This window comes from Microbacterium sp. JB110 (assembly GCF_003335195.1).
Lineage (GTDB): Bacteria > Actinomycetota > Actinomycetes > Actinomycetales > Microbacteriaceae > Microbacterium.
Genome location: NZ_QPGM01000004.1, coordinates 140420 through 165483, shown reverse-complemented (window position 1 = coordinate 165483; position 25064 = coordinate 140420). Strand labels below are relative to the sequence as shown.

26 protein-coding genes are annotated in these 25064 nt (G+C 68.2%); 14 read left to right on the top strand and 12 right to left on the bottom strand.

The window, feature by feature from the left end; genetic code table 11:
- Nucleotides 1–58: 58 nt before the first annotated feature.
- The gene (locus tag CIK77_RS09155; RefSeq protein ID WP_087055884.1) at nt 59–268 is read right to left on the bottom strand and encodes a hypothetical protein; all 210 of its coding nucleotides are present in this window, start codon (nt 266–268) and stop codon (nt 59–61) included.
- Between the two features lie 17 nt (nt 269–285).
- On the opposite strand from CIK77_RS09155, the gene CIK77_RS09150 reads away from it, so the two are divergent.
- Both CIK77_RS09150 and CIK77_RS09145 read left to right on the top strand, forming a co-directional pair.
- The gene (locus CIK77_RS09150; RefSeq protein WP_087055885.1) at nt 286–1578 is read left to right on the top strand and encodes an MFS transporter; all 1293 of its coding nucleotides are present in this window, start codon (nt 286–288) and stop codon (nt 1576–1578) included.
- Complete coding sequence (locus tag CIK77_RS09145) at nt 1575–2693, top strand: DNA alkylation repair protein (protein WP_087055886.1); 1119 nt, start codon at nt 1575–1577, stop codon at nt 2691–2693. Before CIK77_RS09150 ends, CIK77_RS09145 begins: the two co-directional genes overlap by 4 nt.
- A 10-nt stretch (nt 2694–2703) precedes the next feature.
- On the opposite strand, the gene CIK77_RS09140 is transcribed toward CIK77_RS09145, so the two are convergent.
- Both CIK77_RS09140 and CIK77_RS09135 read right to left on the bottom strand, forming a co-directional pair.
- Nucleotides 2704–3324, bottom strand: coding sequence for a M23 family metallopeptidase (locus CIK77_RS09140; protein WP_087055887.1), 621 nt, complete (start codon nt 3322–3324; stop codon nt 2704–2706).
- Between the two features lie 50 nt (nt 3325–3374).
- The gene (locus tag CIK77_RS09135; RefSeq protein WP_087055888.1) at nt 3375–3995 is read right to left on the bottom strand and encodes a hypothetical protein; all 621 of its coding nucleotides are present in this window, start codon (nt 3993–3995) and stop codon (nt 3375–3377) included.
- Between the two features lie 140 nt (nt 3996–4135).
- Between CIK77_RS09135 and CIK77_RS09130 the strand changes: the two genes are divergently transcribed.
- Nucleotides 4136–4756: a trimeric intracellular cation channel family protein gene (locus CIK77_RS09130; RefSeq protein ID WP_087055889.1), complete on the top strand. Its 621-nt coding sequence runs from the start codon at nt 4136–4138 to the stop codon at nt 4754–4756.
- 86 nt (nt 4757–4842) lie between these two features.
- On the opposite strand, the gene CIK77_RS09125 is transcribed toward CIK77_RS09130, so the two are convergent.
- Entirely contained in the window at nt 4843–5682 is an 840-nt protein-coding gene (locus CIK77_RS09125) for a helix-turn-helix transcriptional regulator (RefSeq protein ID WP_087055890.1), read from the bottom strand.
- Between the two features lie 163 nt (nt 5683–5845).
- Here CIK77_RS09125 and CIK77_RS09120 point away from each other — a divergent pair, with 163 nt between their 5' ends.
- Both CIK77_RS09120 and CIK77_RS09115 read left to right on the top strand, forming a co-directional pair.
- Nucleotides 5846–6196: a DUF485 domain-containing protein gene (locus CIK77_RS09120; RefSeq protein ID WP_087055891.1), complete on the top strand. Its 351-nt coding sequence runs from the start codon at nt 5846–5848 to the stop codon at nt 6194–6196.
- Nucleotides 6193–7818, top strand: coding sequence for a solute symporter family protein (locus CIK77_RS09115; RefSeq protein WP_087055892.1), 1626 nt, complete (start codon nt 6193–6195; stop codon nt 7816–7818). Before CIK77_RS09120 ends, CIK77_RS09115 begins: the two co-directional genes overlap by 4 nt.
- A gap of 70 nt (nt 7819–7888) precedes the next feature.
- On the opposite strand, the gene CIK77_RS09110 is transcribed toward CIK77_RS09115, so the two are convergent.
- From CIK77_RS09110 to CIK77_RS09100, 3 genes are all read right to left on the bottom strand, one after another.
- The gene (locus CIK77_RS09110; RefSeq protein ID WP_087055893.1) at nt 7889–8353 is read right to left on the bottom strand and encodes a hypothetical protein; all 465 of its coding nucleotides are present in this window, start codon (nt 8351–8353) and stop codon (nt 7889–7891) included.
- A gap of 168 nt (nt 8354–8521) precedes the next feature.
- Nucleotides 8522–10963 (bottom strand): M12 family metallo-peptidase, encoded by a 2442-nt coding sequence (locus tag CIK77_RS09105; protein ID WP_087055894.1) that lies wholly within the window; start codon nt 10961–10963, stop codon nt 8522–8524.
- 388 nt (nt 10964–11351) lie between these two features.
- Nucleotides 11352–12368: an NAD(P)H-dependent flavin oxidoreductase gene (locus CIK77_RS09100; RefSeq protein WP_114347241.1), complete on the bottom strand. Its 1017-nt coding sequence runs from the start codon at nt 12366–12368 to the stop codon at nt 11352–11354.
- Between the two features lie 94 nt (nt 12369–12462).
- Between CIK77_RS09100 and CIK77_RS09095 the strand changes: the two genes are divergently transcribed.
- On the top strand, nt 12463–13239 hold the full coding sequence (locus CIK77_RS09095) for a TSUP family transporter (protein WP_087055895.1): 777 nt from the start codon (nt 12463–12465) through the stop codon (nt 13237–13239).
- Between the two features lie 29 nt (nt 13240–13268).
- Here CIK77_RS09095 and mgtE read toward each other — a convergent pair whose 3' ends face one another.
- Nucleotides 13269–14615, bottom strand: a complete 1347-nt coding sequence (gene mgtE, locus CIK77_RS09090) for a magnesium transporter (protein ID WP_087055896.1) — start codon at nt 14613–14615, stop codon at nt 13269–13271.
- Between the two features lie 233 nt (nt 14616–14848).
- On the opposite strand from mgtE, the gene CIK77_RS09085 reads away from it, so the two are divergent.
- Both CIK77_RS09085 and CIK77_RS09080 read left to right on the top strand, forming a co-directional pair.
- The gene (locus tag CIK77_RS09085; protein ID WP_087055897.1) at nt 14849–15913 is read left to right on the top strand and encodes a PLP-dependent cysteine synthase family protein; all 1065 of its coding nucleotides are present in this window, start codon (nt 14849–14851) and stop codon (nt 15911–15913) included.
- 149 nt (nt 15914–16062) lie between these two features.
- Nucleotides 16063–17106 carry a PDDEXK nuclease domain-containing protein gene (locus CIK77_RS09080; RefSeq protein WP_087055898.1) on the top strand — a complete coding sequence of 348 codons (1044 nt, stop codon included), beginning with the start codon at nt 16063–16065 and terminating at the stop codon, nt 17104–17106.
- Nucleotides 17107–17181: 75 nt separating this feature from the next.
- On the opposite strand, the gene CIK77_RS09075 is transcribed toward CIK77_RS09080, so the two are convergent.
- Nucleotides 17182–17433 carry a PLDc N-terminal domain-containing protein gene (locus CIK77_RS09075; RefSeq protein WP_087055899.1) on the bottom strand — a complete coding sequence of 84 codons (252 nt, stop codon included), beginning with the start codon at nt 17431–17433 and terminating at the stop codon, nt 17182–17184.
- 85 nt (nt 17434–17518) lie between these two features.
- Between CIK77_RS09075 and aroQ the strand changes: the two genes are divergently transcribed.
- The gene (aroQ, locus tag CIK77_RS09070) at nt 17519–17959 is read left to right on the top strand and encodes a type II 3-dehydroquinate dehydratase (protein ID WP_087055900.1); all 441 of its coding nucleotides are present in this window, start codon (nt 17519–17521) and stop codon (nt 17957–17959) included.
- Here the strand turns inward: aroQ and CIK77_RS09065 are convergent.
- From CIK77_RS09065 to mftR, 3 genes are all read right to left on the bottom strand, one after another.
- The gene (locus CIK77_RS09065) at nt 17949–18779 is read right to left on the bottom strand and encodes an IclR family transcriptional regulator (RefSeq protein WP_087055901.1); all 831 of its coding nucleotides are present in this window, start codon (nt 18777–18779) and stop codon (nt 17949–17951) included. The two genes, aroQ and CIK77_RS09065, sit on opposite strands and share 11 nt — an antisense overlap.
- Before the next feature lie 150 nt (nt 18780–18929).
- Nucleotides 18930–20498, bottom strand: a complete 1569-nt coding sequence (gene mftG / locus CIK77_RS09060; RefSeq protein ID WP_087055902.1) for a mycofactocin dehydrogenase MftG — start codon at nt 20496–20498, stop codon at nt 18930–18932.
- A 3-nt stretch (nt 20499–20501) separates the two neighbouring features.
- Entirely contained in the window at nt 20502–21119 is a 618-nt protein-coding gene (gene mftR / locus CIK77_RS09055) for a mycofactocin system transcriptional regulator (protein ID WP_212647512.1), read from the bottom strand.
- A 193-nt stretch (nt 21120–21312) separates the two neighbouring features.
- On the opposite strand from mftR, the gene mftA reads away from it, so the two are divergent.
- From mftA to CIK77_RS09030, 5 genes are all read left to right on the top strand, one after another.
- A complete protein-coding gene (mftA, locus tag CIK77_RS09050) occupies nt 21313–21423 on the top strand; it encodes a mycofactocin precursor MftA (protein ID WP_087055904.1) in 111 nt (36 codons plus the stop codon).
- A 2-nt stretch (nt 21424–21425) separates the two neighbouring features.
- Nucleotides 21426–21701, top strand: a complete 276-nt coding sequence (mftB, locus tag CIK77_RS09045) for a mycofactocin biosynthesis chaperone MftB (protein ID WP_087055905.1) — start codon at nt 21426–21428, stop codon at nt 21699–21701.
- The gene (gene mftC / locus CIK77_RS09040) at nt 21698–23173 is read left to right on the top strand and encodes a mycofactocin radical SAM maturase (RefSeq protein ID WP_087055906.1); all 1476 of its coding nucleotides are present in this window, start codon (nt 21698–21700) and stop codon (nt 23171–23173) included. Before mftB ends, mftC begins: the two co-directional genes overlap by 4 nt.
- Before the next feature lie 136 nt (nt 23174–23309).
- Entirely contained in the window at nt 23310–24149 is an 840-nt protein-coding gene (locus CIK77_RS09035; protein ID WP_087055907.1) for a mycofactocin-coupled SDR family oxidoreductase, read from the top strand.
- Between the two features lie 15 nt (nt 24150–24164).
- Nucleotides 24165–24974 carry a mycofactocin-coupled SDR family oxidoreductase gene (locus CIK77_RS09030; protein WP_087055908.1) on the top strand — a complete coding sequence of 270 codons (810 nt, stop codon included), beginning with the start codon at nt 24165–24167 and terminating at the stop codon, nt 24972–24974.
- Nucleotides 24975–25064 lie beyond the last annotated feature (90 nt).

The following is a 25064-nucleotide window of genomic DNA, read 5'->3' as shown; positions in this document are numbered from 1 at the left end:
GGGGACGGCGCGCGGGAGGGCGCAGTCGAGACTGGCCGCGCACGGAAGCGCTCACTTCCTACGACAAGCCGCGCGCTGACTCCGCGCGCGCGGCGGAGACGGCCGCACGCAGGAACGGGTGCGGTATCGCGACGTTGAACCGGATGGCAGTCTCGTAACCGTCGCCGCACTTCGATCCGTCGGTCGTGACGACCTTGGCGCGGCGGCGCAGCGCATACGATGCGACCAGTGCACGACTGAGTGCATGGAGTCGGGCGATGAGCGCCACGGGGAATCGGAGACGACATGACAGTGCAGGCCACACCGCCGGTCGCGCTCGCGCGTACCCGGATCGGGGTGCTGATCGCCTCGAATCTGCTCGGTGGGGTCGGCGTGGCATCGAGCATCGCGGTTGCGGGGCTCATGGCCGAGAGACTCGCCGGCACGGAGTTCGCGGGCCTCGGTCAGGCGATGAGCGTGCTCGGCGCCGCCGTGGCGGCGATTCCGTTGGCCACCCTCGCCGCGAAGGCGGGACGGCGGGCGGCCCTGTCCGTCGGATACCTGATCGCTCTGCTCGGAGCCGTCACCATCATCACGGCCGCAGTGGTCGAGCAGTTCATTTTGCTGTTGATCGGGCTGGCGATGTTCGGTACGGCCCAGGCTGTGAATCTTCAGTCGCGCTACGCGGCCGGCGAGAACGCGTCAGCCGCCGCGCGCGGCCGGGTGATGTCACTCGTCATCTGGTCCACGACCATCGGGTCCGTGGCGGGACCGAATCTGACCAACCTCGGCAACGAGTTCGGCTTCTCCCTCGGTCTGCCCGAGCTGGCAGGGCCGTACGTGTTCTCGGCGATCGCGATCGCGTGCGCCGCGACGGTCATCGTCGTGTTCTACGGCGGTGACCGCACGCGCAGGCCCTCTGACGTCATCGCTGCTCCGAATGGCCGGGGCGATGCCACCGATTCGGTGCGCGCTGAGGCGCCCGGGCTGGCTGCGGATGTCGCCCGCGTGTCCGCCATGGCTGCGCTGCGCTGGGCGTTCGCTCACCCGCGCGCACGGATGGCGGTTGTGCTGACGGCGTGTGCGCATTCCGTCATGGTGATGGTCATGGTGATGACCCCCGTGCACATGCAGCACCATGGCGACTCGCTCACGATCGTCGGCGTCGTCATCAGCCTGCACGTGCTCGGGATGTACGCGCTCAGCCCGCTGTTCGGCTGGTTCGTCGATCGGATCGGGGCGGTTCGCACCGCGGCGATCGGTGTTGCTCTCCTGCTCGCGGCAGTGGTGCTCGGTCTGATCGCCGCATCTCTCGGCGGAGGCTGGACGCCGACTGCCCTGGTGGTGCTCGGCATCGGCTGGTCGGCGTGCATCATCTCGTCGTCGACCGTGCTCGCGTCGAATCCTGATGCCAGCGTCAAACTGCCGCTGCAGGGCGTGACCGATGCCGGGATGAACTACGCAGGCGCCGCCGCGGCGGCGTTGGCTGGTCCGATTCTCGCGTGGGGTGGGTTTCATGGGGTCAACATCGTGGCGCTTGTGCTGCTCGCGCCCGCCGCGGTGCTGGTCGTCGTTCAGCTGGTTCGGGCAGAACGGTGACGCAGCCGCTCAAGGACCAGCTCTTCAACCGCGAGAAGGTGGCAGGCGTCGCCGCGGAGATCTTCGCGGCGCACGATGCGTTCGACGCGAACGGCTTCACCGACGCGGTCGTGGCCCGGCTGCCGGATCTGGAGCTGAAGCAGCGCATCAGCTGGATCGCAACATGCCTGCGCGAGCGGCTTCCCGCTGACTTCCCTGACGCCGTGCGCGTGCTCGTCGATGCGCTGCCCGAGCCGGCGGATCCGACCCTCGGTGACGGTGACTTCGGTGACTTCATCTACGCGTCGTACGGCGAGTTCGTGGCGGCGTACGGCTGCAGCAGCGAGCACCTCGAGCTCGCCCTCGATGCGCTCCGTCAGATCACCACCCGATTCTCGGCCGAGTACGCGATCCGCTCGTTCCTCAATCAGTTCCCTGACGACACGTACGCGGCGCTCGAGCGATGGAGCCGCGATGAGCACTACCACGTGCGTCGGCTGTGCTCGGAGGGCACCAGGCCCCGCCTGCCTTGGGGGCAGGGCATCACCACGGATCCGCTGCGCGCTGTCCGGCTGCTCGATGAGCTGCACGCCGATCCGACGCGCTTCGTCACGCGATCGGTCGCCAATCACGTCAATGACCTGGCCAAGACCGATCCGGATCTCGTGCTCGAGACGCTGCGCCGGTGGCAGGGGAAGGGAAGGCAGGAGCCGCGCGAGCTGGCGTTCATCGTGCGGCACGCCACCCGCACGCTGGTGAAAGCCGGGCATCCCGGGGCACTGGAGCTGGTCGGCATCGCGCCTGGCCAGACCATCGAGCTGGTCGAAGTCGACGTGCCCGCGTCGGTCGCTCTCGGCGAGAGTCTCGACTTCCGGGTTCAGATCCGGTCGCCGCACGACGCGGAGGCCATCGTCGACTACGCGATGCACTCACCGCGCGCCGACGGGAGAAACAGCCGCAAGGTGTTCAAACTGGCGCGCACCGCTCTGCCGGCGGGCGAGACCGTCACGCTGACCAAGTCGCGATTGCTGCGGCAGAACATGACGACGCGCACGATTCGACCCGGCACCCACGGGCTCGAGGTCATCGTGAACGGCCACAGCCATCCGGTGCGGGAGTTCTCCGTCATCGCGTGACGGACGTCGGTCACGCCACCACGATCTCCCCGTTCCGCGGCAGCCGCCCGCGCAGCGTGAACGGCACTGCATCCGCTCGATCCGGGTCGGTCCGGTCGATCGCCTGCAGATGCAGATGGGGTTCCGTGCTGTTGCCCGAGTTCCCGCAGCGTCCGATCTCTTCGCCGACGTGCACCTCTGCTCCGACCTGAGTCCGGATGCTGCCGCGCTGCAGATGGCAGAGGGCGAGGATCGCACCGTCGATCCGGATCAGTATGTGATTCCCAGCCAGGTGCTGCCAGCCGCGATCGGCGCGACGGGACTGGGTGAGGGCGTAGCCGACGGATGGGAAGCCGCGATGCGCCTCGTGGTCCGGATCGGCGTCATGGACAGAGACCACGGTTCCGTCGGCCGGGGCCAGCACCGGACGGCCGAATCCGACGAAGCGCTCGGGCGGTTCGGGTCGCAGAAGCGAGGCGAGCGAGAACCGGGCGCTGCGGTCTTCGGCGTCGACCGGTACGAAGTCGATCGAGTGGGAGCTGGCGAAGCGAGTCGTGCCGTGGCTGGGCACTCGATCTGCCGGGCTGTTCTGCGTCAGCCAACGCCCAGCGAACGGAAAGGCGAGGTCGAGCACGGCGAGCTCCTTCGGCATCGGTCGCGCTCAGTCTGTCAGCGGTGCGGGCCCCTGTGGCACATCCGGAGCTACTCGACCTCGATCTCGGTGGTCTCGCCGTAGGCGAAGAGGGTGCCGGTTCCGGTGGTTCCGTCCTCGAGCTCGGATTCGTACTCGACGAGGTGATCGCTTTCGTCGACCCACCACGTCTCGACCCGATCGTCCGACGTGATCTCGAAGCCTGTGGTGTCGACGCCGTCGATCGTGCGCTCACCGACCTCCTCGATCGAGGAGGCGTCGGCGGTCATGTCCTCCTGCACCTGCGCCCAGTCCCATGCGGCGAGCAGCTCGTCCGGCGGAACTGCACCGCTGCGGGCCGGGTCTGCATGCTCATTTCTCGCGTGCCAGTACTCGCCGTCGACGACCCATTCCCTCTCCACGGACCGCTCTGCGTTGTCTCTGATCGTCACGTCGAGGGCGACGATCTCGTCGTCCTCGTACATCACGGTTCCGGTCTGCTCGAGGTCGCCGTTCGTCATCGTGAACTCCACCGAGCCGGCGTCGCGGATCGCGGCGGCGGTGCGCTCGCCGATGTTCTCGGGAGATGGGACAGCGGGTCCGCATCCGGTGAGGGCGGCAAGGAGGACCGCCGGAACGAGGGCGATCCCTGCTCGCGATCGGATGGGCTGTCTGCGGTTCGTCATCGTCACGCGGCCATCGTATCGATGCCGCGAGACGGGTGCGGGCGGTGGCCGTGTGAGTCGCGTACTCAGGATGTTCTGAATCGTCCCGGGATCTTCTTCGTGCGCACCGCGTAGGCTCTGTGTCGTCACGAGTAGGAGGGGACCTCATGGCGCTGACGCTCGACCTTCTCGGGGTGTTCTTCTTCGCACTGTCCGGGTCGCTGCTCGCGGCGCGACGGGGCTTCGACATCATCGGATCTCTGCTGCTCGGGTCGCTCACCGGGCTGGGGGGCGGCGTCATCCGGGACCTCGTGCTCGGTGTGCCGCCGACGGCATTCGACCAGCCGATCTTCCTTCTGCCTCCGCTGGTGGCCGCGGCGATCGTGTACGTGCTGCACAGCCACATGCGCCGGTTCACACGCCCCCTGTTGGTGTGCGACGCCGCGGGGCTCGGGCTGTTCTGCACGACGGGAGCGGTGAAGGCGCTCGAGCACGGCATGAACCCGGTGGCGGCGACGCTCATCGGCGTGACCACCGGTGTCGGCGGCGGGCTGCTGCGCGACGTCGTCGCCAATCGCGACCCTCAGCTGTTCGACCCTCGCGACCTCTACGCACTGCCCGCGATGCTGGGCGCCGCACTCGTCACGGTGATGTGGACCGCCGACTGGTACTTCGGCTGGGTCAGTCTCGCTGTCGCGGCGCTCGTGTTCGTGCTGCGCCTGCTCTCCCTCTGGCTCCGCTGGCGCGTCCCGCACGCCGTGCGCAAGCCGATCACCGACGACGGGTGATGTGCACGGCCGGACCTCCTGCCGCCCCCATTTCGCACCCGAACGGTCGCGCGCGGTCGTTGGGGGAAGAGAGCGGTGCGAGGCGGCTATGGCAGCAGTCCCGCGCGCCTGGCGGCCGTGACGGCGGAGTGACGGGTGTTCGCGTCGAGCTTCGACATCGCCGAGCCCAGGTAGGCCTTGACGGTGCTCTCCCGCAGACCGAGCTGACCGGCGATATCCGCGTTCGTCGACCCGAGTGCAGCGCACGCGAGCACATCCGTCTCGCGCGGTGAGAGGCGCACATCGGTGCGGGGCGCTGCGGCGGGGGTCGCCCCGGACAGCGCGGCGAGGTGGCGTTCGACATCGTGCAGTCGCTGGCGCAGCCCCGCATCGTCGATCTCGGACGAGATGCGCCGCAGCTCTGCGTAGCTCTCGCGCAGCTCCTCCTGCTGCACGGCGGAGAGCCCGGGCTCCGGACGCGCCTCCGGCGTCGGCCTCGCCTGCTCGAGCGCCCTTTCGCGCTCTGCGAGCTCGTGGGCGAGTCGCTCGGCGATCTGCACGGCCGGTGCGGCGGCGACGCCGCCGATGCTCCAGCTGCCGTGCACGCCGCCGTAGAGCACGCCGCGAGGGGCGCCGCCGACGATGACGGGCACGGCCAGCAGCGTGCCGATACCCTCACCGAGGATGTAGGTGTCATAGTCGTGCGTGATCTGCTTGGCCGAGGCGTAGTCGCGCGCCATGCGCGGGCGCAGCTCGGTCACCGCTCTGCCGCCGAGCCCGCGATCGCGCTCCACCGACAGCCCGTACAGGGAGGGCGTGCGGTTGCCGCGGAAAGCCGTGACCCTCGTCACGCCCGAGCCGTCGATCAGCCCGCCGAAGGCCACGGGCAGGTGTGTGCGCCGGGCGAGTTCGTCGACGGCGCCGGCGAGAAGTCGTGACTCGGTCACGGTGCGCTCCTTTGCATGCTCGCGTCGCTACCGACTTTCGGAGGTGACGCGACCCTCGATCCGCTTCGTAGCGTCGAAACTACCACCAGGGTGCGACGATGCACCTCGGCAGCGGCGCGCCGATCGGTTCGCTGCGAGACCAGACATGCGGCAGGGAGGCCACATGACGGACAACGCCACAGACGTCGGATCGGGCGAGGCGATCGACTACATAGAAGTCGAGAACTCGGAGAAGTTCCGCGGGCTCAAACGCAAGCACAGATCGTTCGTGTTCCCCATGGCACTGGTGTTCCTGGTCTGGTACTTCGTCTACGTCGGCCTCGCCGGCTGGGCGCCGGACTTCATGGCGCAGCGCGTCTGGGGAGACATCACGGTCGGCCTGCTGTTCGGCTTCGGGCAGTTCGTGACGACCTTCGTCATCACGATGGCTTACGTCTCGTTCGCGAATCGCAGGCTGGATCCGGATGCATCGGACATCCGGGCCGAACTCGAGAAGCAGGAGGCGGGCGCATGAGCGAACTGTTCGCATCGGCCGGATCGATGATCGCGGCCGCCATCGACACCGTCGAGACGAATCCGGTGCTGAACATGTCCATCTTCGCCGCCTTCGTGGCGGTGACGATGTTCATCGTGATCCGCGCGAGCAGGAACAACAGCTCCGCGGCCGACTATTACGCAGGAGGACGCTCGTTCACCGGCCCGCAGAACGGCTTCGCGATCTCGGGCGACTACCTCTCCGCCGCCTCGTTCCTCGGCATCGTCGGTGCGATCGCGGTCAACGGGTATGACGGGTTCCTGTACTCGATCGGATTCCTCGTCGCGTGGCTGGTCGCGCTGCTCCTGGTCGCCGAGCTGATGCGCAACACGGGCAAGTTCACGATGGCCGACGTGCTCTCGTTCCGGCTCAAGCAGGCGCCGGTGCGGATGGCTGCGGCGATCACGACGCTCGCGGTGTGCTTCTTCTACCTGCTCGCGCAGATGGCGGGCGCCGGCGGTCTGGTATCGCTGCTGATGGGCATCGACGGTTCCATCGGCCAGTCCGTCGTGATCGCCGTCGTCGGCATCATCATGGTGCTCTACGTGCTCATCGGCGGCATGAAGGGCACGACGTGGGTCCAGATCGTGAAGGCGTTCCTCCTCATCGGCGGCGCCCTCGTGATGACGATCTGGGTGCTCGCACTCAACGGCTTCAGCCTGAACACGCTGCTCGAGTCGGCGGTCGCCGCGTCCGAGCACGGCGACAAGATCCTCGGCCCAGGCCTGAAGTACGCCAATCCGCTCGACTTCCTGTCCCTGGCGCTGGCCCTCGTTCTCGGCACGGCGGGCCTGCCGCACGTGCTGATGCGGTTCTACACGGTGCCGACCGCCAAGGAGGCCAGGCGTTCGGTGGTGTGGGCGATCTGGCTGATCGGCCTGTTCTACCTGCTCAGCCTCGTGCTCGGCTACGGTGCCGGCGCTCTTGTCGGGCCCGAGCAGATCCTTGCCGCACCGGGCGGTGTGAACTCCGCGGCCCCGCTGCTCGCCAACGCGCTCGGCGGTCCGCTGCTGATGGGCATCATCTCCGCTGTCGCCTTCGCCACGATCCTCGCGGTCGTCGCCGGCCTGACCATCACCGCGTCGGCGTCGTTCGCGCACGACATCTACGCGAACGTGATCAAGAAGGGCAAGGTCACCGGCAACGGCGAGGTGAGGGTCGCCCGCGTGACGACCGTCGTCGTCGGCGTGCTGGCGATCATCGGCGGCATCGGGGTGCAGGGCCAGAACGTCGCGTTCCTGGTGGCGCTGGCGTTCGCCGTTGCGGCGTCGGCGAACCTGCCGACGATCCTGTACTCGCTGTTCTGGCGCAGGTTCACCACGACCGGTGCGGTGATGAGCATGTACGGCGGCCTGGGTGCCGCGATCGTGCTGATCGTGCTGTCGCCGGTGTTCTCCGGCACGGAGACGAGCGTGTTCGCGGGTCTCGACATCGCGATCTTCCCGCTGTCGAACCCCGGCATCATCTCTATCCCCGTGGGCTTCCTGCTCGGCTTCCTCGGCTCGGTTCTCGGGCCGAAGAAGGAGAGCGCGCGTCTCGCCGCGGAGATGGAGGTGCGCTCGCTGACCGGCCACGGCGCGGAGAAGGCGGTGCAGCACTAGTCCATCCGAATACAGAGTCCGGGCGGCACTCCACCACAGGAGTGCCGCCCGAGCTCTGCGTGCGGGGCGGTCAGCCGTCCTTGGCGTTGGTGTCGATGTAGACGATGAAGCCCTGCGGTGAGACGTGCGCCGACTTGTCGCGCAGCAGCAGGTCCTTAAACTCGTCGACCGTCATGCTGTTGCGCTTCGCGACGACGTCGATCTTGTCGCCGAGGGCGTCGATGGCCTCCTGGCCGCTCATCCTTCCGGGAAGGACCTTGTTCGTGCCGGTCACCTCACCTGGCTCGGTCGTGGTGGCGTCTGTGCCGTTCGAGTCGCTGCCGTCATCCGTGCTCACGTCGTCTCCTTCGTCATCCGGATCGGCCGTGGCGGTCTCGGTCGGCATCGTCGTTCCGTCGGAACCGGTCGGATCGGCATCGCCGTCGTTCGCCCACAGCTGCGACACGGCGAACGCGATCACGGCGAGGACGGCGACTGCGACGATGACCACCGTGATGATCATGCCTCTGCGGCTGCCTTCAGCGTGCTCGGTCATTTCAGCCCCCTCTGATCGGTCTCCCGCCCGAACGGGCGAGAGGTCTGGGTGCCGGATGGGTCTCTCATGATACCGACAAAGCCCCATATACAGGAGTGGGGGCGGGAGTCGCTTCGCGATTCCCGCCCCCACGTGCGCAGGCCGTGGCCTACAGCACCGCCGTGATGATCAGCTGCTCATCGCCAGCTTGCGCTGGCGGATGGCGAACGCTGCGGTTCCGGCACCGATCACGAGCAGGCCGGCAGCCAGGAGCACGAACGGAGTGACGTTGAAGTCACCACCGGTCACAGCCAGGTCGGTGTCGGTGTCGTCCGTGCCGTCGGTGGAGCCGTCCGTACCATCCGTGGAGCCGTCCGTGCCGTCGGTGTCGGTGGAGCCATCCGTACCGTCCGTGCCGCCGTCGGTGCCGTTGTCCGGCGCCTCGACCGTGAAGGCCACGGTGGCCGACTCATCGCTGGTCGCACCGTTGATGCTCTGGGTGGCCGTTGCCGTGTACTCGCCGTCGGCGAGCACGTCGGTCGTGACCTCCCAGTTGCCGTCCTCGTCGACCGTCGCTGTGTACTCGACACCGTCGACGACGAGGGTGACCTCGGCCCCGGGGATGCCGGTGCCGGTGACGGTCGGGCTGGTGTCGTCGGTCGTCGAGCCGTCAGCCGGGTTCTGGATGGCCGGGGCTTCGACGGGGGAGAGGACCGTGACCGAGTCGGTCTCGGGGACCTCGATGCCGTCAACGGTCTGCGAAGCGGTGATGCTCGTCTCGCCGTACTCGTTGGCGGTGACGGTTGCGGTCCACGCACCGCTGTCGTCGGCCGTAGCCGTGCCAGCGATTCCGCTTCCCTGGTCGCTGGCGACCGTCAGCTCGACCTCGGCGCCCGGAGTCGCGGTACCGGTGACCTCGACGTCGGAACCGCCGGTGACCTCGCTGCCGTCAGCAGGCGACTCGATCACGATTGGGTCGGTCTCGAACGGAGCGGCTTCACCAGACAGGGCGAAGTAGCCGAGGCTGCCGTAGTCGGTGTAGCCGCCTGCGTTGCCGGTGGGGCCACCCGTCGCCGTGCTCGGGTCGCCGAAGCCGACGCCCTCGACGGACAGGTAGTAGGTGCCGGCAGCCAGGTCATCGACCGAGACGGAGGCGCCGAGACCGATGGCGACGTCCTCAGACTCGCGCTCGGCGGCGGGGTCGTTCGCGGCGATCTCGTCGCCCGCCTCGTCGCGCAGTGTGAGCTTCGCATCGAGGTTCGGGTGCAGGTCAGCGACCTCGACGGTCGCCGACACGGTGCCGCCGGTGGTCGTCACGCTGTAGACGTCGACATCGTCGCTGGTCTCGATGGCGCTCGCAGCCTCGAAGGTGCCGTCGGTGTTGTCGAGAGCCTTCGCCGTGTCCAGGGTGCCGTCCACCTCGTCCGCCGCGGGGTCGGCGCGGTCCGTGTAGGTGAAGGTGGCCGTGTACACGTCAGACGTGTCGCATTCATCGTTCTCATCGATGCCGTAGACTTCGTCGCCCGGCTGGGGGTTATCGTCGTCCACCTCGGTTGGGTCATAGCAGTACGCCGTGGCGAACTCGCCGCTGGCGTTCTGCCATCCCACGAACAGTTCTTCGGCCTTGGAGCGGTCGGTGATGATCGCCAGGTCGTCCTGGCCCTGGGTGGACTCGTTGTACTCACCCATGGACCACTGACTGAGCGGCACCTGATAAGTGGCGCCCATGATCGGGCCCCACACGCCATCGGTCGGCTGGTAGTACTCGTCGTCGCCGTGGCCGTCGTGTTGGAGCCCGAAGTTGTGGCCCGCCTCGTGACTGGCGGTGTCAGCGATGCTGCGTGCCGTGGCATCGGCGGAATTGCCGCCGCCCACGCCCTCGGTGAACACCAGGGCACCGGTGAGGTAGTCGGAACCGACGCCGCCGAGCCAGGCGAGACCGCCGGTGCCCGCTGCTTCCGGCAGCGTCTCGTCGTAGGAGTCGGTGATGATGACGTGCGAGCCGTACTTGTCGTCATCGGCCGAGGTCTTGTACAGGTCGTCGTCTTTCGGCTCCGCAATCGTCACGTTGACGTCGAACGGCGCGTAGTCCTCGGCGACGGCCGCCCAGACCTCTTCGACAAATGCGGTGTCCGCCGCGGCGGCCCCTTCAAAGTTGAGAGTCGGGATGGCCTCGCGGACGAGGGTCGGCGGGTCTCCCTCATACACAGCGTCATTCCAATGCGTGCCCTCGAGGGTCTCGCCTTCGAAGTCGAGATAGACGGTGACGTCAGCGCCGGGACGGGAGCCGTCGTCCGGGTTGCCCGGCACCTGCGCCCCCTCCGGTGCGGCCGGAAGGCCCTTGGTGCTCATCGGCGCAGTCTCGGCCGCCGGGTCCACGTGCATGACGAATCCGGACTCGGAAACCTTGATCTCGTCGCTGCGTTCGAGCTGCTTCAGCTCATCGACGGTTTCGCCGGTGCGCTGTGCGGCGAGCTCGTACTTGTCGGTCTCGACCTGAGCGGTCGAGAAGCTTGCTTCTGCTGGCGACTCTTCGGCGGCGGCGGGAAGAACCGCGCCACCGAAGGCCAGCGCACCCGCGCCGACTGTCGCCGCAGTGGCCGTGAGCCACTTACGGTGTGTTGATTTCACTTCACTGATTCCTGTGTGTCGGTGGAAAGAACAAGGACAATCCAGAGGGACGATACCAGTTCGTTGTAATCGGCAAAACTACCCAAGTACCCATGGGCAGTAGGTTGGGCAGTCGCTCAGAATGATTCATTCGAATGCAACATTCGTCCTGCTCTGATTGCATCCTGCTCAGCGAAGGCGCTGGTCACGCAGTAGAAACGACAGGCCCTGGCGCGGCGCTCTGCACGCATTGTGAATTGCAATGGTGTCATTCTCCACGACCCCGACCGTTGCAATCCCCACTCAGTGGGGAGAACTGCCCACTTTCGTCCATGAATGCGCGGAAAACTTCTTCAGAATCCCGGGTGCACCCCTGCTGGGCGGGGCCCGGATGAGGCGAGACGACACCTCATTCGTCTCCTGCCAGCCACCGGATGACGTTCACCGCCGAATCGGCGCGCGCCGAGCGCCAGCCCGTTCCCGCCCACAGATGCAGCCGATCGGTGTCGCCCTCCGCGGCCGCCGCGCGCCGCAGCGACCTCGTCAGGTGGTGCACCGCGGGGTACGCGGTGATCTGCGCGCTGTGGTGCCTGTTGATGAAGCCGTTGCGCAGCGCGCGTGCCGGGCGCCCCGTGAACACACGCGTGATGGCCGTTTCTGTGAAGTCGGGGTCGGCAAGCGCTCGTCGGTGCGCGACCGAGGTTCCGGCCTCGTCGGTGCGCAGCAGCAGCGTTCCCACCGACACCGCTTCCGCGCCCGCTTCGAGAAGTCGCGCCACGGCATCCGGGCCGTCGACGCCGCCGGCCGCGATCACGGGAGCCTCGATCTCGTGCTTCACGCGCCGAACGAGCTCAGCGGTGTCGAGCGGACGCGGGTCGTGCGTCGGGTCGAAGGTCGCGCTGTGACCGCCTGCTGACGAGCCCTGCACCACGAGGCCGTTCACGCCGGAGTCGACGGCCTGCCTCGCCTCGTCCGGTGTGGTCACAGTGGCGAGCACCGTTGTTCCCACCGACTGCAGCGCGCGCAGGGCGGAGGCGCCTGGGAGCCCGAAGGTGAACGACACGACGGGCACCGGCATCTCCACGAGCATGGCGACCTTGTCGCCGAGCTGGTCGTCGTCGCTGACCGGTTCGGGGCTGAGCACGATGTCGTACCGCGCGGCCTCCTCCGCGATCTCGTCGACGAAGGCCTCGAAGGCGTCGTCGTCGATCTCGGCGGACGCAGAGGCGAACAGGTTCACACCGAAATCGCTGCCGATCGACCGCGCCTGTGCGATCTGCTCGGCCAGCGCATCCGGGCTCTGGTACCCGCCGGCGAGGAAGGGGAACCCTCCCGCCTGCGCGACCGCACGCGCCAGCGCGATCGTGGACGGGCCGCCGGCCATCGGAGCGGCGGCAAGGGGAAGTCGGGAATCCAGGATCGGCATGGACGTCTCCTCCTCACGTGCGCGCAGCGCTGCTGCCCGTCCAATGAGAGTACGCCGCGAAAGCGGGGGATGCGGCGACGACTAGAATCACCTGGTGCCGGAGATCGACGTGCTCACTCTCGTGCTTCTGCTCGTCGCGGCTCTCGCCGCCGGATGGGTCGATGCGGTCGTGGGCGGGGGAGGGCTCATCCAGTTGCCCGCCCTGATGCTCGCGCCGGGCATCGCGCCGCTGCAGGCGCTGGCGACCAACAAGCTCTCCAGCGTGATGGGGACGGCGGTCGCGGCGACCACGTACTCGCGCAGGGTGAAGCCCGACCCTCGCACGGCGGTGCCGCTGGCGCTCGCCGCTCTCGCCGGTGCCGTCTTCGGCGCCGCGCTGGCGACGCTGATCCCGGCGGAGGCGTTCGACCCGATCATCCTCGTCGTGCTCATCGGCGTCGGCGCCTTCACCGTCTTCAAACCGAAGATGGGTGTGCACACGAATCGCCGCTGGCACGGCTGGAAGCACGTCGTCGCCGCGACCATGATCGGACTCTTCGTCGGAACCTACGACGGCGCACTCGGGCCGGGAACCGGCTCCTTCTTCGTGATCCTCTTCGTCAGCGTGCTCGGCTACGCCTTCATGCCCGCTTCGGCCTTCGCCAAGATCGCGAACCTGTGCACCAACATCGGAGCACTCATCTTCTTCATCCCCGCGGGCCACGTGATCTGGGGGCTCGGCCTGGCCATGGGCGCGGCGAATCTCGTGGGTGCCTACATCGGCGCACGGATGGCGCTGTCGAAGGGGTCGAGGTTCGTGCGCGTGGTGTTCATCGTCGTGATCGCGGCGCTGGTCGCGAAGATCTCGTGGGACATGATCACGGGCGGATGAGCGGTCCGCGCGGTCCGCTCATCCGCCCGTCACAGGCCGAGCAACCAGGTCGCCATCAGGAAGTAGATGATGAGACTGGTGGCATCGCAGAAGGTCGCGATGAACGGTGTGGAGAACACGGCGGGGTCGGCGCGCACGGCGCGCGCGATCAGCGGCATGGCGCCGCCGACCGTCGCGGCGAGCGTGCACACGCACAACAGGGTGATGCCGATCACCTCGCCGAACTCGAGCCCGAACACCAGACTCGCCGCCGCGAATCCGATCGTGCCCAGCAGCGCGCCGAGCATCAGGCCGACCCTCACCTCCCGCCACATCACGAGCAGGATGTCGCGGGGTCTGACCTCGCCCAGCGCGAGCGCGCGGGTGACGGTCACCGCGGCCTGTGACCCTGTGTTCCCCGCCGTTCCGGTCAGCAGCGGCACGAACAGCGCCAGGGTGACGACCTGGTCGAGCGTGTGCTGGAAGACGTTGAGCACCTGCACCGTCAGAACGGCCGACACCGCCAGGACGAGCAGCCACACCACGCGGGAGCGCACCAAACCCCACATCGGCGCGGTCAGGTACGGGCGGCGCAGCGGCTCGGCACCACCCTGTCTGGCGGCCCTGCGGTCCTCGCTGCGCTCGACGATCGCGTGCGCGTCGTCGCTGGTGAGCAGACCGAGCAGCCGATCCTCGCTGTCGAGCACCGGCGCGGCGAGCAGCTGCGCGTCGATCAGCTCGCGCGCCGCGTACTCGGCGTCGTCCGTCGCGTGCACGAACACCGGATCGCGCATGTGGTCCTTCACCAGCGCGCTCGGGTCGCCCATCACGAGCCGGCGCAGGCTGATCACGCCGAGCAGGCGACGATGCGGTGAGGTGACGGGGAGCTGGTAGATGGTCTCAGCGCCCAGCCCGCGGTGCCGCACGTGCGTGAGCGCGTCGCCCAGCGTCATCTCGTCGTTCAGACGCACGTACTCCGTGCTCATGTAGCGGCCGATGCTGTCGGCGTCGAAGCCGAGCATCGGCGCCGTCAGCGCGCGCTCGGTCGGCGACAGGCCCTTCATGAGCGACGCGGCCACGCCCGCCGGGAGCTCGTCGAGCAGCTGGGCTCTGTCATCCGGGTCGATCTCTTCGAACACGCGCGCGACGTCCTCGTCCTGCAGGCCCAGGATCAGCTCACTGCGCATCTCCGGTTCGAGAAGCTCGAAGACCTCGAGGGCCCTGGTGCGCGGCAGCAGCCGGTAGATGATCGCTCGGTCGTCGGTGTCCTCGCGCTCCAGCAGGCGCGCGATGTCGTGCGGATCCTGCTCGGTGAGGGTGGCTTGGATGGCGGTCAGTGATCGTTCTCGGAGAGCCTCATTCATCCGCTCGATGAGTTCGTCGAACTCCTCGTCCATCGCGCACCTCCCTTGCTCCAAGTGGCCGACGTGCGATTGTCGCCCGCCAGGATGAATGCTCGCCGACAGCCGCGCGAACACCGCGTAACGCCCCCCACCCGAGCGTAGTCTCCGCGCCCCGCTGCCGAGATGCGCACCTTTCGTCGAGATGCGTCGATTTCAACGCCCAAATGTCGAAAAGGTGCGCATCTCGCGAGCGCTGTCTGTGTGGGATCACCGGCTACGCTCGACGCATGGAGACGCGCAGCGGATGGGCCGATGAGGCGGTGCGACTGCTGGAGGCCGACGCGAACCGCAGCGCGGACACCCACCTGCACGTGTTCCCGCTGCCTGCCGAATGGGGCATCGACCTGTATCTGAAGGACGAGTCGGTGCACCCGACGGGCTCGCTCAAGCATCGCCTCGCCCGCTCGCTCATCCTCTACGGTCTGGTCAACGGCCGGATCGGCCGCGACACGACCCTCATCGAGGCGTCGAGCGGATCGACCGCCGTCAGCGAGGCGTACTTCGCCCGGATGCTGGGGCTCGAGTTCGTCACCGTCGTTCCGCGTTCGACCAGCACGGAGAAGATCGAGCTGATCGAGTACTACGGCGGTCGCTGCCACTACGTCGACCACCCGCCCGAGATGTACTCCGAGGCAGAGCGGCTCGCCGCCGAGTGCGGCGGCCACTACCTCGACCAGTTCACCTACGCCGAGCGCGCGACGGACTGGCGCGGCAACAACAACATCGCCGAGAGCGTCTTCCAGCAGCTCGCCCTCGAGCGCTTCCCCGTGCCGAGCTGGATCGTCGTCGGCGCGGGCACCGGCGGCACCAGCGCGACGTTCGGTCGGTACGTGCGCTACCGCCGCCACGCCACGCGCGTGGCGGTCGTCGATCCGGAGAACTCGGCGTTCTACGGCGGGTGGGAGACCGGCGCGACCGACTACGGCACGGGAATGCCCAGCCGCATCGAGGGAATCGGCAGGCCCCGGATGGAGCCGTCGTTCATTCCCAGCGTGATCGACCACATGATCCGGGTTCCCGATGCGGCCTCGATCGCGGCCATCCGAATGCTGCGCGAGCGCACCAGGCACTGGGCGGGCGGGTCGACGGGCACCAACCTGTGCGGTGCGTTCGAGCTGATCGCCGGCATGCTCGAGCGGGGCGAACGCGGCAGCGTCGTCACGCTCATCTGCGACGGCGGGGAGCGGTACGAGAAGACGTACTACGACGATGCGTGGGTCGCCGAGCACGACCTCGACCCCGCCCCGCACCGCGAGCGGATCGAGCGCTTCCTGGCTACCGGGCGTTGGTGACGACCCGCGCCGGAGCGTGATGCCGTTGTGCAATGCTTCGTTGCGCGAGAGTGCTGTGGGGTCACGGATCGGGCCGCTCTGATCAGGCCTTCAGGCGTTCCATGCGACGCGTCACTACGAGTGTCGCCGGTTGCACGTACGGTGACGCCATGACGAACCTGATCCCGGATGAGTATGCGGCCACGCTCGAGGAGGTCAAGAGGCAGGTCCATACCGCACGGTTCCGGGCGCAACGGAAGGCCAATGCCGAACTTCTGCAGTTGTGGTGGCGAATCGGTCGTACGATCCTCGACCGGCAGACCGAGCAGGGTTGGGGTTCGAAGGTCCTCGCGCGGCTCGCCGCCGATCTGCGTGCTGAGTTTCCCTCCATTAAGGGGTTCTCTCGTGCGAATCTCTTCTACATGCGCGGATTCGCGGAGGCGTGGCCGGACCCCACGGCAATTGTCCAACGACCTGTTGGACAATTGCCGTGGGGTCATGTGATCGTGATGCTCGACAAGCTCGACGACCAGGCACTGCGCGACTGGTATGCCGCCAAGGACGCTCACTACGGCTGGAGCCGAGCCGTGCTCGCGCACCAGATCGCGACACGTCTTCACGAGCGGGAAGCGGCCGCGCCGACCAACTTTCCCGGTGCGCTTGGTCCGTCGGACTCCGAGCAAGCGCAGGAGCTCACGAAGGATCCATACGCCCTCGACTTCCTCGCCGTCGATGGTGACGCTTCGGAGCGAGAGCTCGAGCAGCGAATGGTCGACCGGATTCTCGACACTATGCGTGAACTCGGCGCGGGATTCGCGTTCGTCGGCCGCCAGATGCACTTCGACATCGACGGTGAGGACTTCTATGTCGACCTGCTGTTCTTCCACATCGAGCAGCTGCGCTATGTTGTCGTCGAACTCAAGACCACCACATTCGCACCGGCTGATGCGGGCCAACTCGCGTTCTACGTCACCATCGTCGACGATCGACTCCGCAACCACGACAAGCATCGACCGACGGTCGGGATCCTCCTCGTCGCGGGCAAGAACGACACAGTCGTCCGATACGCGCTCGCGTCGACCGCCCAACCTGTTGCTGTCAGCCGCTATCAGCTCGAGCAAGAAGCTGACGCAGCGCTTCCGGACGAGCGCACGCTCGTCGAAGCCTTCACCCACGAACTCACTCGAGCCGACGACGGACTCGTCGAGTCATAGACCGCACGTTTGAGCGCGCTCCACTGTCTGGCCTCGACCCTGCCCCGCACCGCGAGCAGATCGAGCGCTTCCTGGCTACCGGGCGTTGGTGACGACCCGCGTCAGAGCGGAGGCGCCAGGTCGGTCGAGCGACGTCCATGCGAACCATGCGATCGCGCCGAAGAGCGGGAACGCGATGACCGCAATCGCCCAGCCCCATCGGATGAGCGGCGGCAGCTCGTTGTCGCGGAGCGCCTGCGCGATCGCCAGTGCCATGCCCGCGAGCAGTACTGCCGCGGCGATGATGCCCACGGCGAGGAACGCGATGAAGAGCGGGTCGGTCGGCATCCCGCCAGGCTAGCGACGCTCCGGACCCCGGACAAGGGCGATAGCCTGAACCGACCGAGTGACGCGGCGGCGAAGGGACAGTGGCGTGAACAAACGGATCCTCCTGGTGAACGGGCCGAACCTCAACCTGCTCGGCACACGTGAGCCGGCGACCTACGGCCACGACACGCTCGACGACGTCGTCGCACTCGCCTCCCGCACGGCCGGTGAGCTCGGCTTCGAGGTGCGCGCCGTGCAGAGCAACCACGAGGGCGAGCTGATCGACGCGATCCATGCCGCTCGTGAGGACTGCGACGCCGTCGTGATCAACCCCGGCGCCTTCACCCACACGTCGATCGCGCTGCGCGACGCCCTCTCCGGTGTCTCCCTGCCGTTCGCCGAGGTGCACATCTCGAACGTGCACGCCCGCGAGGAGTTCCGGCACCACTCCTACCTCTCCGGCATCGCCTCATGCGTCTTCGTGGGAGCAGGCACCCGCGGCTACGAGTTCGCCGTGCGCCGGATGATCGAGGTCGTCAGCGCGTAGACGGGGCGCCGAGCGCACGGGAGATCGCGCGGCCGGTCATCGTCAGCGCAGGCAGGACCGACTGCGGATCGACGCTGCCGCGGCGCAGCGCCACACCGACGGCGGCGACCACCCGGCTGCGGCGATCCTGCACGGGCACGGCGAGGGCGACGGCGCCCTCGGTGATGGACTCATCGACGAAGGCGTGCCCGTTGCCGCGCACCTCCGCCAGCGTCCTGCGCACTCGCTCGGGGTCCGTGATGGTGCGCGGGGTGTACGCCTGCAGCGGCCCGGCGAGGATGTGCTCGCGGAGCTCATCCGGCGCGTGCGCGAGAAGGATCAGACCAGTTGCGGTCGCGTGCAGCGGCCATCGTCCGCCGAGGCGTGTGAGCACGGGCGCACCGTGACGCGAGCGGAGGGATTCGACGTAGACGACGTCGGTTCCCGCCATCACCGACAGGTGCACATCGCTGCCGACCGCTGAGTGCAGGTCGCCGAGGTACGGCAGCGCTGCCTCTCTCAGCTGCAGTCCCTTCGGCTCGAGCGAGCCCAGCTCGAGGATCCGCATGCCGATCGCGTAGTGTCCGTCCGCCCTGCGCTCGAGTGCACCCCACTCACGCAGCTCGCGCACGAGGCGGTGTGCGGTGGGCAGCGTCAAGCCGGCGCGGCGGGAGATGTCGGTCAGCGACAGCACCACGTGCTGGGTGTCGAAGGCGTCGAGCACCGCGAGCACTCTGCCCGCGGCGGTCGGTCGATCCTCACCCGACGGCGCGCCGGAACCCGGCTCCTCGGCCGCGGAACCGCCTGTTCCGCGTGCCGGAGGGGAGGACGCGTCCGCCATGATCGACCTCGCAGTGCCCGCTCTGGTGTGGTGACCCCATTGTGTGTCACGCCTGCTCCCAGCGCGAGGCTCCGCTCTCGCGCCACGAGCCGGTACGACTGCTGCATCCGCGCAGCAGTCCGCTGACGGAGGGCCGGAGAAGGGGGGATCTCACGCGGTGCGCATCGCGCGGGCGATCGTCTCGCCCACGAGCACGGCGGATGCGGCGGGGCCGCGGGTGGGGGCGGCCGGCAGCAAGGAGGTATCGGCCACGCGCAGGCCGTCGATGCCGAGCACGCGGCCGGCGCCGTCGGCCACCGTGCCCATCGGGGCGGTGGCGCAGGTGTGCACGGTGGTGCCGATGCCGGACGCGACCCAGGTGTCGAGGGCGCCGTCGTCGGCGAGCAGTCGAGCGCCTGGGGCGTCGTCGCTCTCCGCGACGACCGCGAACTCGCGCGACCGGATGAGATCGGCCGCCACGCGCACGGCGTGCCGGGCGATCCCACGGTCGCGTTCGTCGGCGAGGTAGCCGTACCGGATGAGCGGCGGCGCAGCCGGATCATCCGACTGCAGCGTGAGCGAGCCCCGCCCGGTCGCCGGGAGGTTCACCATCACGGGCAGCGCGTTCGGCGCCCCGATGCCCGGCACGATCTCGTCGAGCGGGCGGGCACCGACAAGCAGTTCGAACGGCTCACCGGTGAGCGCCGATGCATGCAGTGCGGTGGGGAAGGGCGACCCGTCAGGGGCAGGAAGCGTCGTGCGAGGAGTCACCGAGAGCGTGATGCTGGCGTGGTCGGAGAGCGCCTGGCCCACGGGAAGGTCGGCGACGCACCGGATGCCGTGGGCGCGCAGATCGTCGGCGGGGCCGATGCCAGACAGCTGCAGCAGCTGCGGCGTGGCGATCGCCCCAGAGGCCAGCACGACCTCCTCACCTGTGAAGACCGTGCGGTCGCCGGCCACCGTCGCCTCGACACCGACTGCACGGCCGCTGCGCACGATGACGCGCATCACTGCGACCCCGCCGCGCACGTCGAGGTTCTCGCGGCTCAGCGCCGGCAGCAGGTACTGCATCGCGGGGCTGCGGCGCACCCCGTCCGTGACGTTCTGCGGCACCGGGCCGACGCCACCGCCGCCTGGCGCGTTCTTGTCCGGATCGCTCGGAGATCCCGCGGCCAGGCACGCCGCCTCGAACGCCTGAGACACCGGATGTTCGGCCGCTCGGCGCACCGGGATCGGGCCGGATCCGCCGTGAATCTCGGTGTCGCCGTAGTCGACGTCGGTCTCCATCGCGCGCAGCAGCGGCAGCGCGTTCTCCTCCGACCATGCGTCGCCGCCCGCTGCGGCCCATTCGGCGTGGTCGGCGGGGCGCGGCCGGACGAAGTATCCGCCGTTGACCGCGCCGCTGCCGCCGATGAGACGCCCTCTGACCACATCGTATTCCCGCTGCGGCATGTGTATGCCGGAAGCGGCATCTGGAGCCAACAGGGACGCCCGATACGTCCAGCCCAACGCGTGCCCCGGCACGGACGCCGCCACCGTCGTGCCGTCGAGCGCTGCATCCGGCACCTCCGCCGGCGTGCGCGGGGCCGATCCCGCCTCGAGCAGCAGCACTCGCCTGGCGGGATCCTCGCTGAGCCTGGCCGCAAGCACCGCGCCGGCGGAGCCCCCGCCGACGATCACGACGTCGAAGCCGCGGGGCCCGTCTCCGGCCCGCGCCGCCGCCGACTGATCGTGAGGCACGACCTACCTCTCGCCGCCTCGATCATCCGGAGCGTCGCCGAACACGATGCTCATCTCGTCGAATCCTTCGCGGATGAGGTCGGTGAGCACCGCGTCAGGGTCGCCGAGCCAGTGCTGGTAGGCGGCCAGCGAGATGCCGAGGCAGGCGCGTGCCAGTGCCTCGGCGCCGACAGAGCGCGGCGGAAGGCCGAGGCGCTCGGCGACGAAGTCGGCCACGACGCGGCGCCACGACTCGTAGCGCAGCGCCGAGTGGGCGACCAGCGTCGGCGTCTCGAGCAGCACCGCCATCCGGAGCCTGTGCTGCGGCAGCGTGTCGGCCGGGAACGAGTTGAACTCGACGACGGCCTCGCGCAGCGCGACGGCCAGCGGCGCGTCGCGCGGCACCTCGGCCAGGTGCGCCCGCATCCGTTGCAGCAGCGCATCGAAGTCGCCCCACGGCAGGTCGTTCTTCGACGAGAAGTAGCGGAAGAACGTGCGTCGTCCGATGCCGGCCGCCGTGGCGATGTCATCGACCGTGACGGCGTCGAAGCCGCGCTCGAGGATCAGCGACAGCCCGATCTCGCCGAGCTCGGCGGCACTCGTGGCACGCGCCCTGCCCGGACGCGCCGCGATGGATGGCATCGAATTCATGCGACCCCTCTTCCCATTCGGCACCCAGTGCCATTAGCATCGCGAGCACGGTCCGACGTGATCGCTAGCACCGACAGTAGCCCTCATCGGCACGAGTCGATCAGCGATTCCGTCAGAGCGCAACGGATCTCCGCCGACGAGGGCGGGACGAGGTCGCCAATGGGGGCGACGAAGGAGGAACACCATGACCACTGTTCGCAAGCTCCGTGACAACGCGCCGGAGGAGACGGAAGTCGTCGAGGCAGAGTCGCTCGTCGAAGAGGTCTCCATCGACGGCATGTGCGGCGTGTACTGATCATGACCGCGTTCGACGCCGACCGGCCGTGGCGCCTGCATCCGCAGGTCGCTGTGCGCCCTGAGTCGTTCGGCGCGCTGCTGTATCACTTCGGAACGCGCAAGCTGTCGTTCCTGAAGGACCGCACGCTGCTCGACGTGGTCAGGACGCTGGGCGACCACGCCAGTGTCCGCGAGGCCATCGAGGCCCAGGGCGTGCCAGCGGCGTCGACCGCGCCCTACGTCGGTGCGGTGCGGACACTTGCCGATTCGAACATGATTCAGGAGCGTGACGTATGACACTTGTGGACGCGACCCCGACATCCGGAACCGAATCTCCGCCGAAGCCGATGCGGCTCGTCGACCACTTCGAGTACGGGCTCGACGCACCGATCTGCCTCACCTGGGAGCTCACGTACGCCTGCAACCTGTCGTGCCTGCACTGCCTGTCGAGCTCGGGTCGTCGCGATCCGCGTGAGCTGTCGACCGCGGAGTGCAAGGAGATCATCGACGAGCTCGAACGGATGCAGGTGTTCTACGTGAACATCGGCGGCGGCGAGCCCACCGTCCGGCCCGACTTCTGGGAACTCATCGACTACGCCACCGCCCACAGCGTCGGCGTGAAGTTCTCGACGAACGGCGTGAAGATCACACCGGATCGCGCGGCCGAGCTCGCGAAGAACGACTACGTCGACGTGCAGGTCTCGCTCGACGGGGCCACGGCCGAGGTGAACGACTGGATCCGAGGGCCCAACTCCTACGAGATGGCGCTGCAGGCGATGGCGAACATGCAGGCGGCCGGGATGAAGAACTTCAAGCTCTCGGTGGTGTGCACCAAGCAGAACATTCCGCAGCTCGATCAGTTCAAGGAGATCGCCGACCGCTACGGCGCCCAGCTGCGGCTGACCCGCCTGCGCCCCTCCGGCCGCGCCGCCGACGTGTGGGACGAGCTGCATCCGCTGCCCGAGCAGCAGAAGGTGCTGTTCGACTGGCTCGTCGCCCACGACGGCGAGGTGCTCACGGGCGACTCGTTCTTCCATCTGGCCGCATACGGTCAGGAGCTCGAGGGCCTCAACCTGTGCGGCGCCGGCCGTGTCGTGTGTCTGATCGACCCGATCGGCGACGTGTACGCCTGCCCGTTCGCGATCCACGACGAGTTCCTCGCCGGCAGCGTGCGTGAGCCGGGCGGATTCAAAGAGGTCTGGCAGCAGTCCGAGCTGTTCACCCGGCTGCGCGAGCCGCAGTCGGGCGGGGCGTGCTCGTCGTGCCAGTTCTTCGATTCGTGCAAGGGCGGGTGCATGGCGGCGAAGTTCTTCACCGGCCTGCCGCTGGACGGCCCCGACCCCGAATGCGTGATCGGGCACGGCGAGACCGCCCTCAAGGACATGAAGGGCGACAAGCCGAAGCCCAGCGGCGACCACTCGCACCGCACGACGCCGCCGCGCCCCCGCCAGGGGCCCGCGCCGAGCGGTATGGGGCCGGTGCGCGTGACGCTCTCGGCCACCCGGCCGGATGCCCCGCCGACATCGGCGTGCGACGAGAGCCCGATTGCCGGTCTCACCCCCGCGCGTCTGTCTGGGCGGCGCTCCGGCGGTCCGCAGGCACCGCCGGTATCGGACTGTGATGAGAGTCCGCTCGCCGGGTTCGCCGCGGAGCTCGCGGCGCGTGCGGGCGCGGAGCAACCCGGCCCTGCCGAATCCGGCGGGGGAGTCGGAGTATCCGGATGCGGGTGCGGTTCCGCCGATGAGGGGGGCTGCTGCTCGACAGGATGAGCACGGAAGGGCGTCGCGTGAGCGGCGCCCTTCCTGCGTTTCCCGGGCCGGAAGGCCCGCCAAGCGGGGAGGAACAACCGAAGCGCCGGACGCACCGGCGCCATGCGCGCAACGAGGCGTGCGGAAGGAGTTCACAATGGGACAGCTGGACGGCAAGGTCGCGCTGATCACCGGCGCAGCACGAGGACAGGGCCGGTCGCACGCGGTGAGGCTGGCACAGGAGGGCGCCGACATCATCGCCGTGGATTTCATAGGCGACGTCGATTCGGTGAAGTCGTACTACGAGCTGGCGACGGCTGCCGACTTCGATGAGACGGTGCGGCAGGTCGAGGCGCTCGACCGGCGCATCGTGAGGTCGACCGCGGATGTGCGCAGCATCGACGCGCTCACGGCGGATGTCGATGCCGCGGTGGCCGAACTCGGGCGGCTCGACATCGTGGTGGCGAATGCGGGCATCTTCACGTTCGGAGACGCGACGCACGAGGTCGCCGAGCAGGCGTGGCAGGACCTGATGGACATCAACGTGACCGGCGTCTGGCACACCTACAAGGCCGCGGCCGAGCATCTGATCGCCTCAGGCGCGGGCGGATCGGTGATCATCATCTCGTCTCTCGCCGGGTTCAAGGGTCTCGCGAACGTGGCCGCCTACACCACGACCAAGCACGGCATCGTCGGCCTCATGAAGGTGCTCGCCAACGAGCTCGGGCCGCACGGCATCCGGGTCAATACGATCCATCCGAACTCGATCGACACGCCCATGGTGAAGAACAGCGCGACATACGGCCTGTTCCGACCGGATCTCGATGATCCGAAGGCAGAGGACGCGGAGGCTGCCTTCGCCGGGCTGAACCCGTTCGGCAAAGCGTGGATCGAACCGATCCACGTCTCCAACGCGGTCGCATGGCTGGCGTCTGACCAGTCCTACTACGTCTCCGGCGGCCAGATCCCGGTCGACGGCGCCGCCGCCGTCCAGTGAGGAAGGAGAGTCATCATGGCAGGAAGAGTTGAAGGAAAAGTCGCATTCATCACGGGCGCGGCGCGGGGGCAGGGACGCTCTCACGCACTGCGCCTGGCAGAGGAAGGCGCCGACATCATCGCGGTCGACGTGTGCGAGGCGGTGCCGGGCACACCATACGCCGGCGCGACGCCGGAGGATCTCGCCGAGACAGTGCGCCAGGTTGAGGCGCTGGATCGCCGGATCGTCGCGGAGCAGGCCGACGTGCGCGATCTGGACCGACTGCACGAGGTGGTCTCGCGCGGCGTCGCAGAGCTGGGGCGACTCGACATCGTCGTCGCCAACGCGGGCATCGACATCCTGGGCAGCTGGCGGGACATCACACCGCAGATCATGCGCGACACGATCGACATCAACCTGATCGGCGTGTGGAACACCGTGATGGCGTCCGTGGAGCACCTCGTGGACGGCGGCGGAGGGTCGGTCGTCATGACCAGCTCGGCGAACGGGCTGAAGGCTGGTCCGTTCAACATCGCGTACAACGCGTCGAAGTACGGCGTCGTCGCGCTGATGAAGTCCTTCGCGATGGAGCTGGCGAAGGAGAAGGTCCGGGTCAACAGTGTGCATCCGGGCGCAGTCGATACGCCGATGGCGCAGGGCGCGATGCCGATGTTCGATGAGTTCGAGCGTGAGAACCCCGATCTCACCGGCATGTTCACGCAGTGGATTCCGGGTGTGATGCCGCCGCGGGAGATCTCGAACGCCGTGCTGTTCCTGGCATCGGATGAGTCGACATGGGTGACCGGATCGACGTACGCCGTAGACGGCGGGCTGTCGAGCTACTGAGCCGGGGGCGAGACGTCGAAGAGGGTGACGGGGGTGCCGCGGTCACGTGACCGCGGTAAGACATGTCGCGGAGTGCTCCAAGATCGACGG

Bases quoted from the DNA above. Each gene is read 5' to 3' on its own strand.
- CIK77_RS09150 (WP_087055885.1), top strand. From the start codon at position 286: ATGACAGTGCAGGCCACACCGCCGGTCGCGCTCGCGCGTACCCGGATC.
- CIK77_RS09140 (WP_087055887.1), bottom strand. From the start codon at position 3,324: ATGCCGAAGGAGCTCGCCGTGCTCGACCTCGCCTTTCCGTTCGCTGGG.
- CIK77_RS09130 (WP_087055889.1), top strand. From the start codon at position 4,136: ATGGCGCTGACGCTCGACCTTCTCGGGGTGTTCTTCTTCGCACTGTCC.
- CIK77_RS09120 (WP_087055891.1), top strand. From the start codon at position 5,846: ATGACGGACAACGCCACAGACGTCGGATCGGGCGAGGCGATCGACTAC.
- CIK77_RS09115 (WP_087055892.1), top strand. From the start codon at position 6,193: ATGAGCGAACTGTTCGCATCGGCCGGATCGATGATCGCGGCCGCCATC.
- CIK77_RS09110 (WP_087055893.1), bottom strand. From the start codon at position 8,353: ATGACCGAGCACGCTGAAGGCAGCCGCAGAGGCATGATCATCACGGTG.
- CIK77_RS09100 (WP_114347241.1), bottom strand. From the start codon at position 12,368: ATGCCGATCCTGGATTCCCGACTTCCCCTTGCCGCCGCTCCGATGGCC.
- mgtE (WP_087055896.1), bottom strand. From the start codon at position 14,615: ATGGACGAGGAGTTCGACGAACTCATCGAGCGGATGAATGAGGCTCTC.
- CIK77_RS09085 (WP_087055897.1), top strand. From the start codon at position 14,849: ATGGAGACGCGCAGCGGATGGGCCGATGAGGCGGTGCGACTGCTGGAG.
- CIK77_RS09080 (WP_087055898.1), top strand. From the start codon at position 16,063: ATGACGAACCTGATCCCGGATGAGTATGCGGCCACGCTCGAGGAGGTC.
- CIK77_RS09075 (WP_087055899.1), bottom strand. From the start codon at position 17,433: ATGCCGACCGACCCGCTCTTCATCGCGTTCCTCGCCGTGGGCATCATC.
- CIK77_RS09065 (WP_087055901.1), bottom strand. From the start codon at position 18,779: ATGGCGGACGCGTCCTCCCCTCCGGCACGCGGAACAGGCGGTTCCGCG.
- mftR (WP_212647512.1), bottom strand. From the start codon at position 21,119: ATGCCATCCATCGCGGCGCGTCCGGGCAGGGCGCGTGCCACGAGTGCC.
- mftA (WP_087055904.1), top strand. From the start codon at position 21,313: ATGACCACTGTTCGCAAGCTCCGTGACAACGCGCCGGAGGAGACGGAA.
- mftB (WP_087055905.1), top strand. From the start codon at position 21,426: ATGACCGCGTTCGACGCCGACCGGCCGTGGCGCCTGCATCCGCAGGTC.
- mftC (WP_087055906.1), top strand. From the start codon at position 21,698: ATGACACTTGTGGACGCGACCCCGACATCCGGAACCGAATCTCCGCCG.
- CIK77_RS09035 (WP_087055907.1), top strand. From the start codon at position 23,310: ATGGGACAGCTGGACGGCAAGGTCGCGCTGATCACCGGCGCAGCACGA.
- CIK77_RS09030 (WP_087055908.1), top strand. From the start codon at position 24,165: ATGGCAGGAAGAGTTGAAGGAAAAGTCGCATTCATCACGGGCGCGGCG.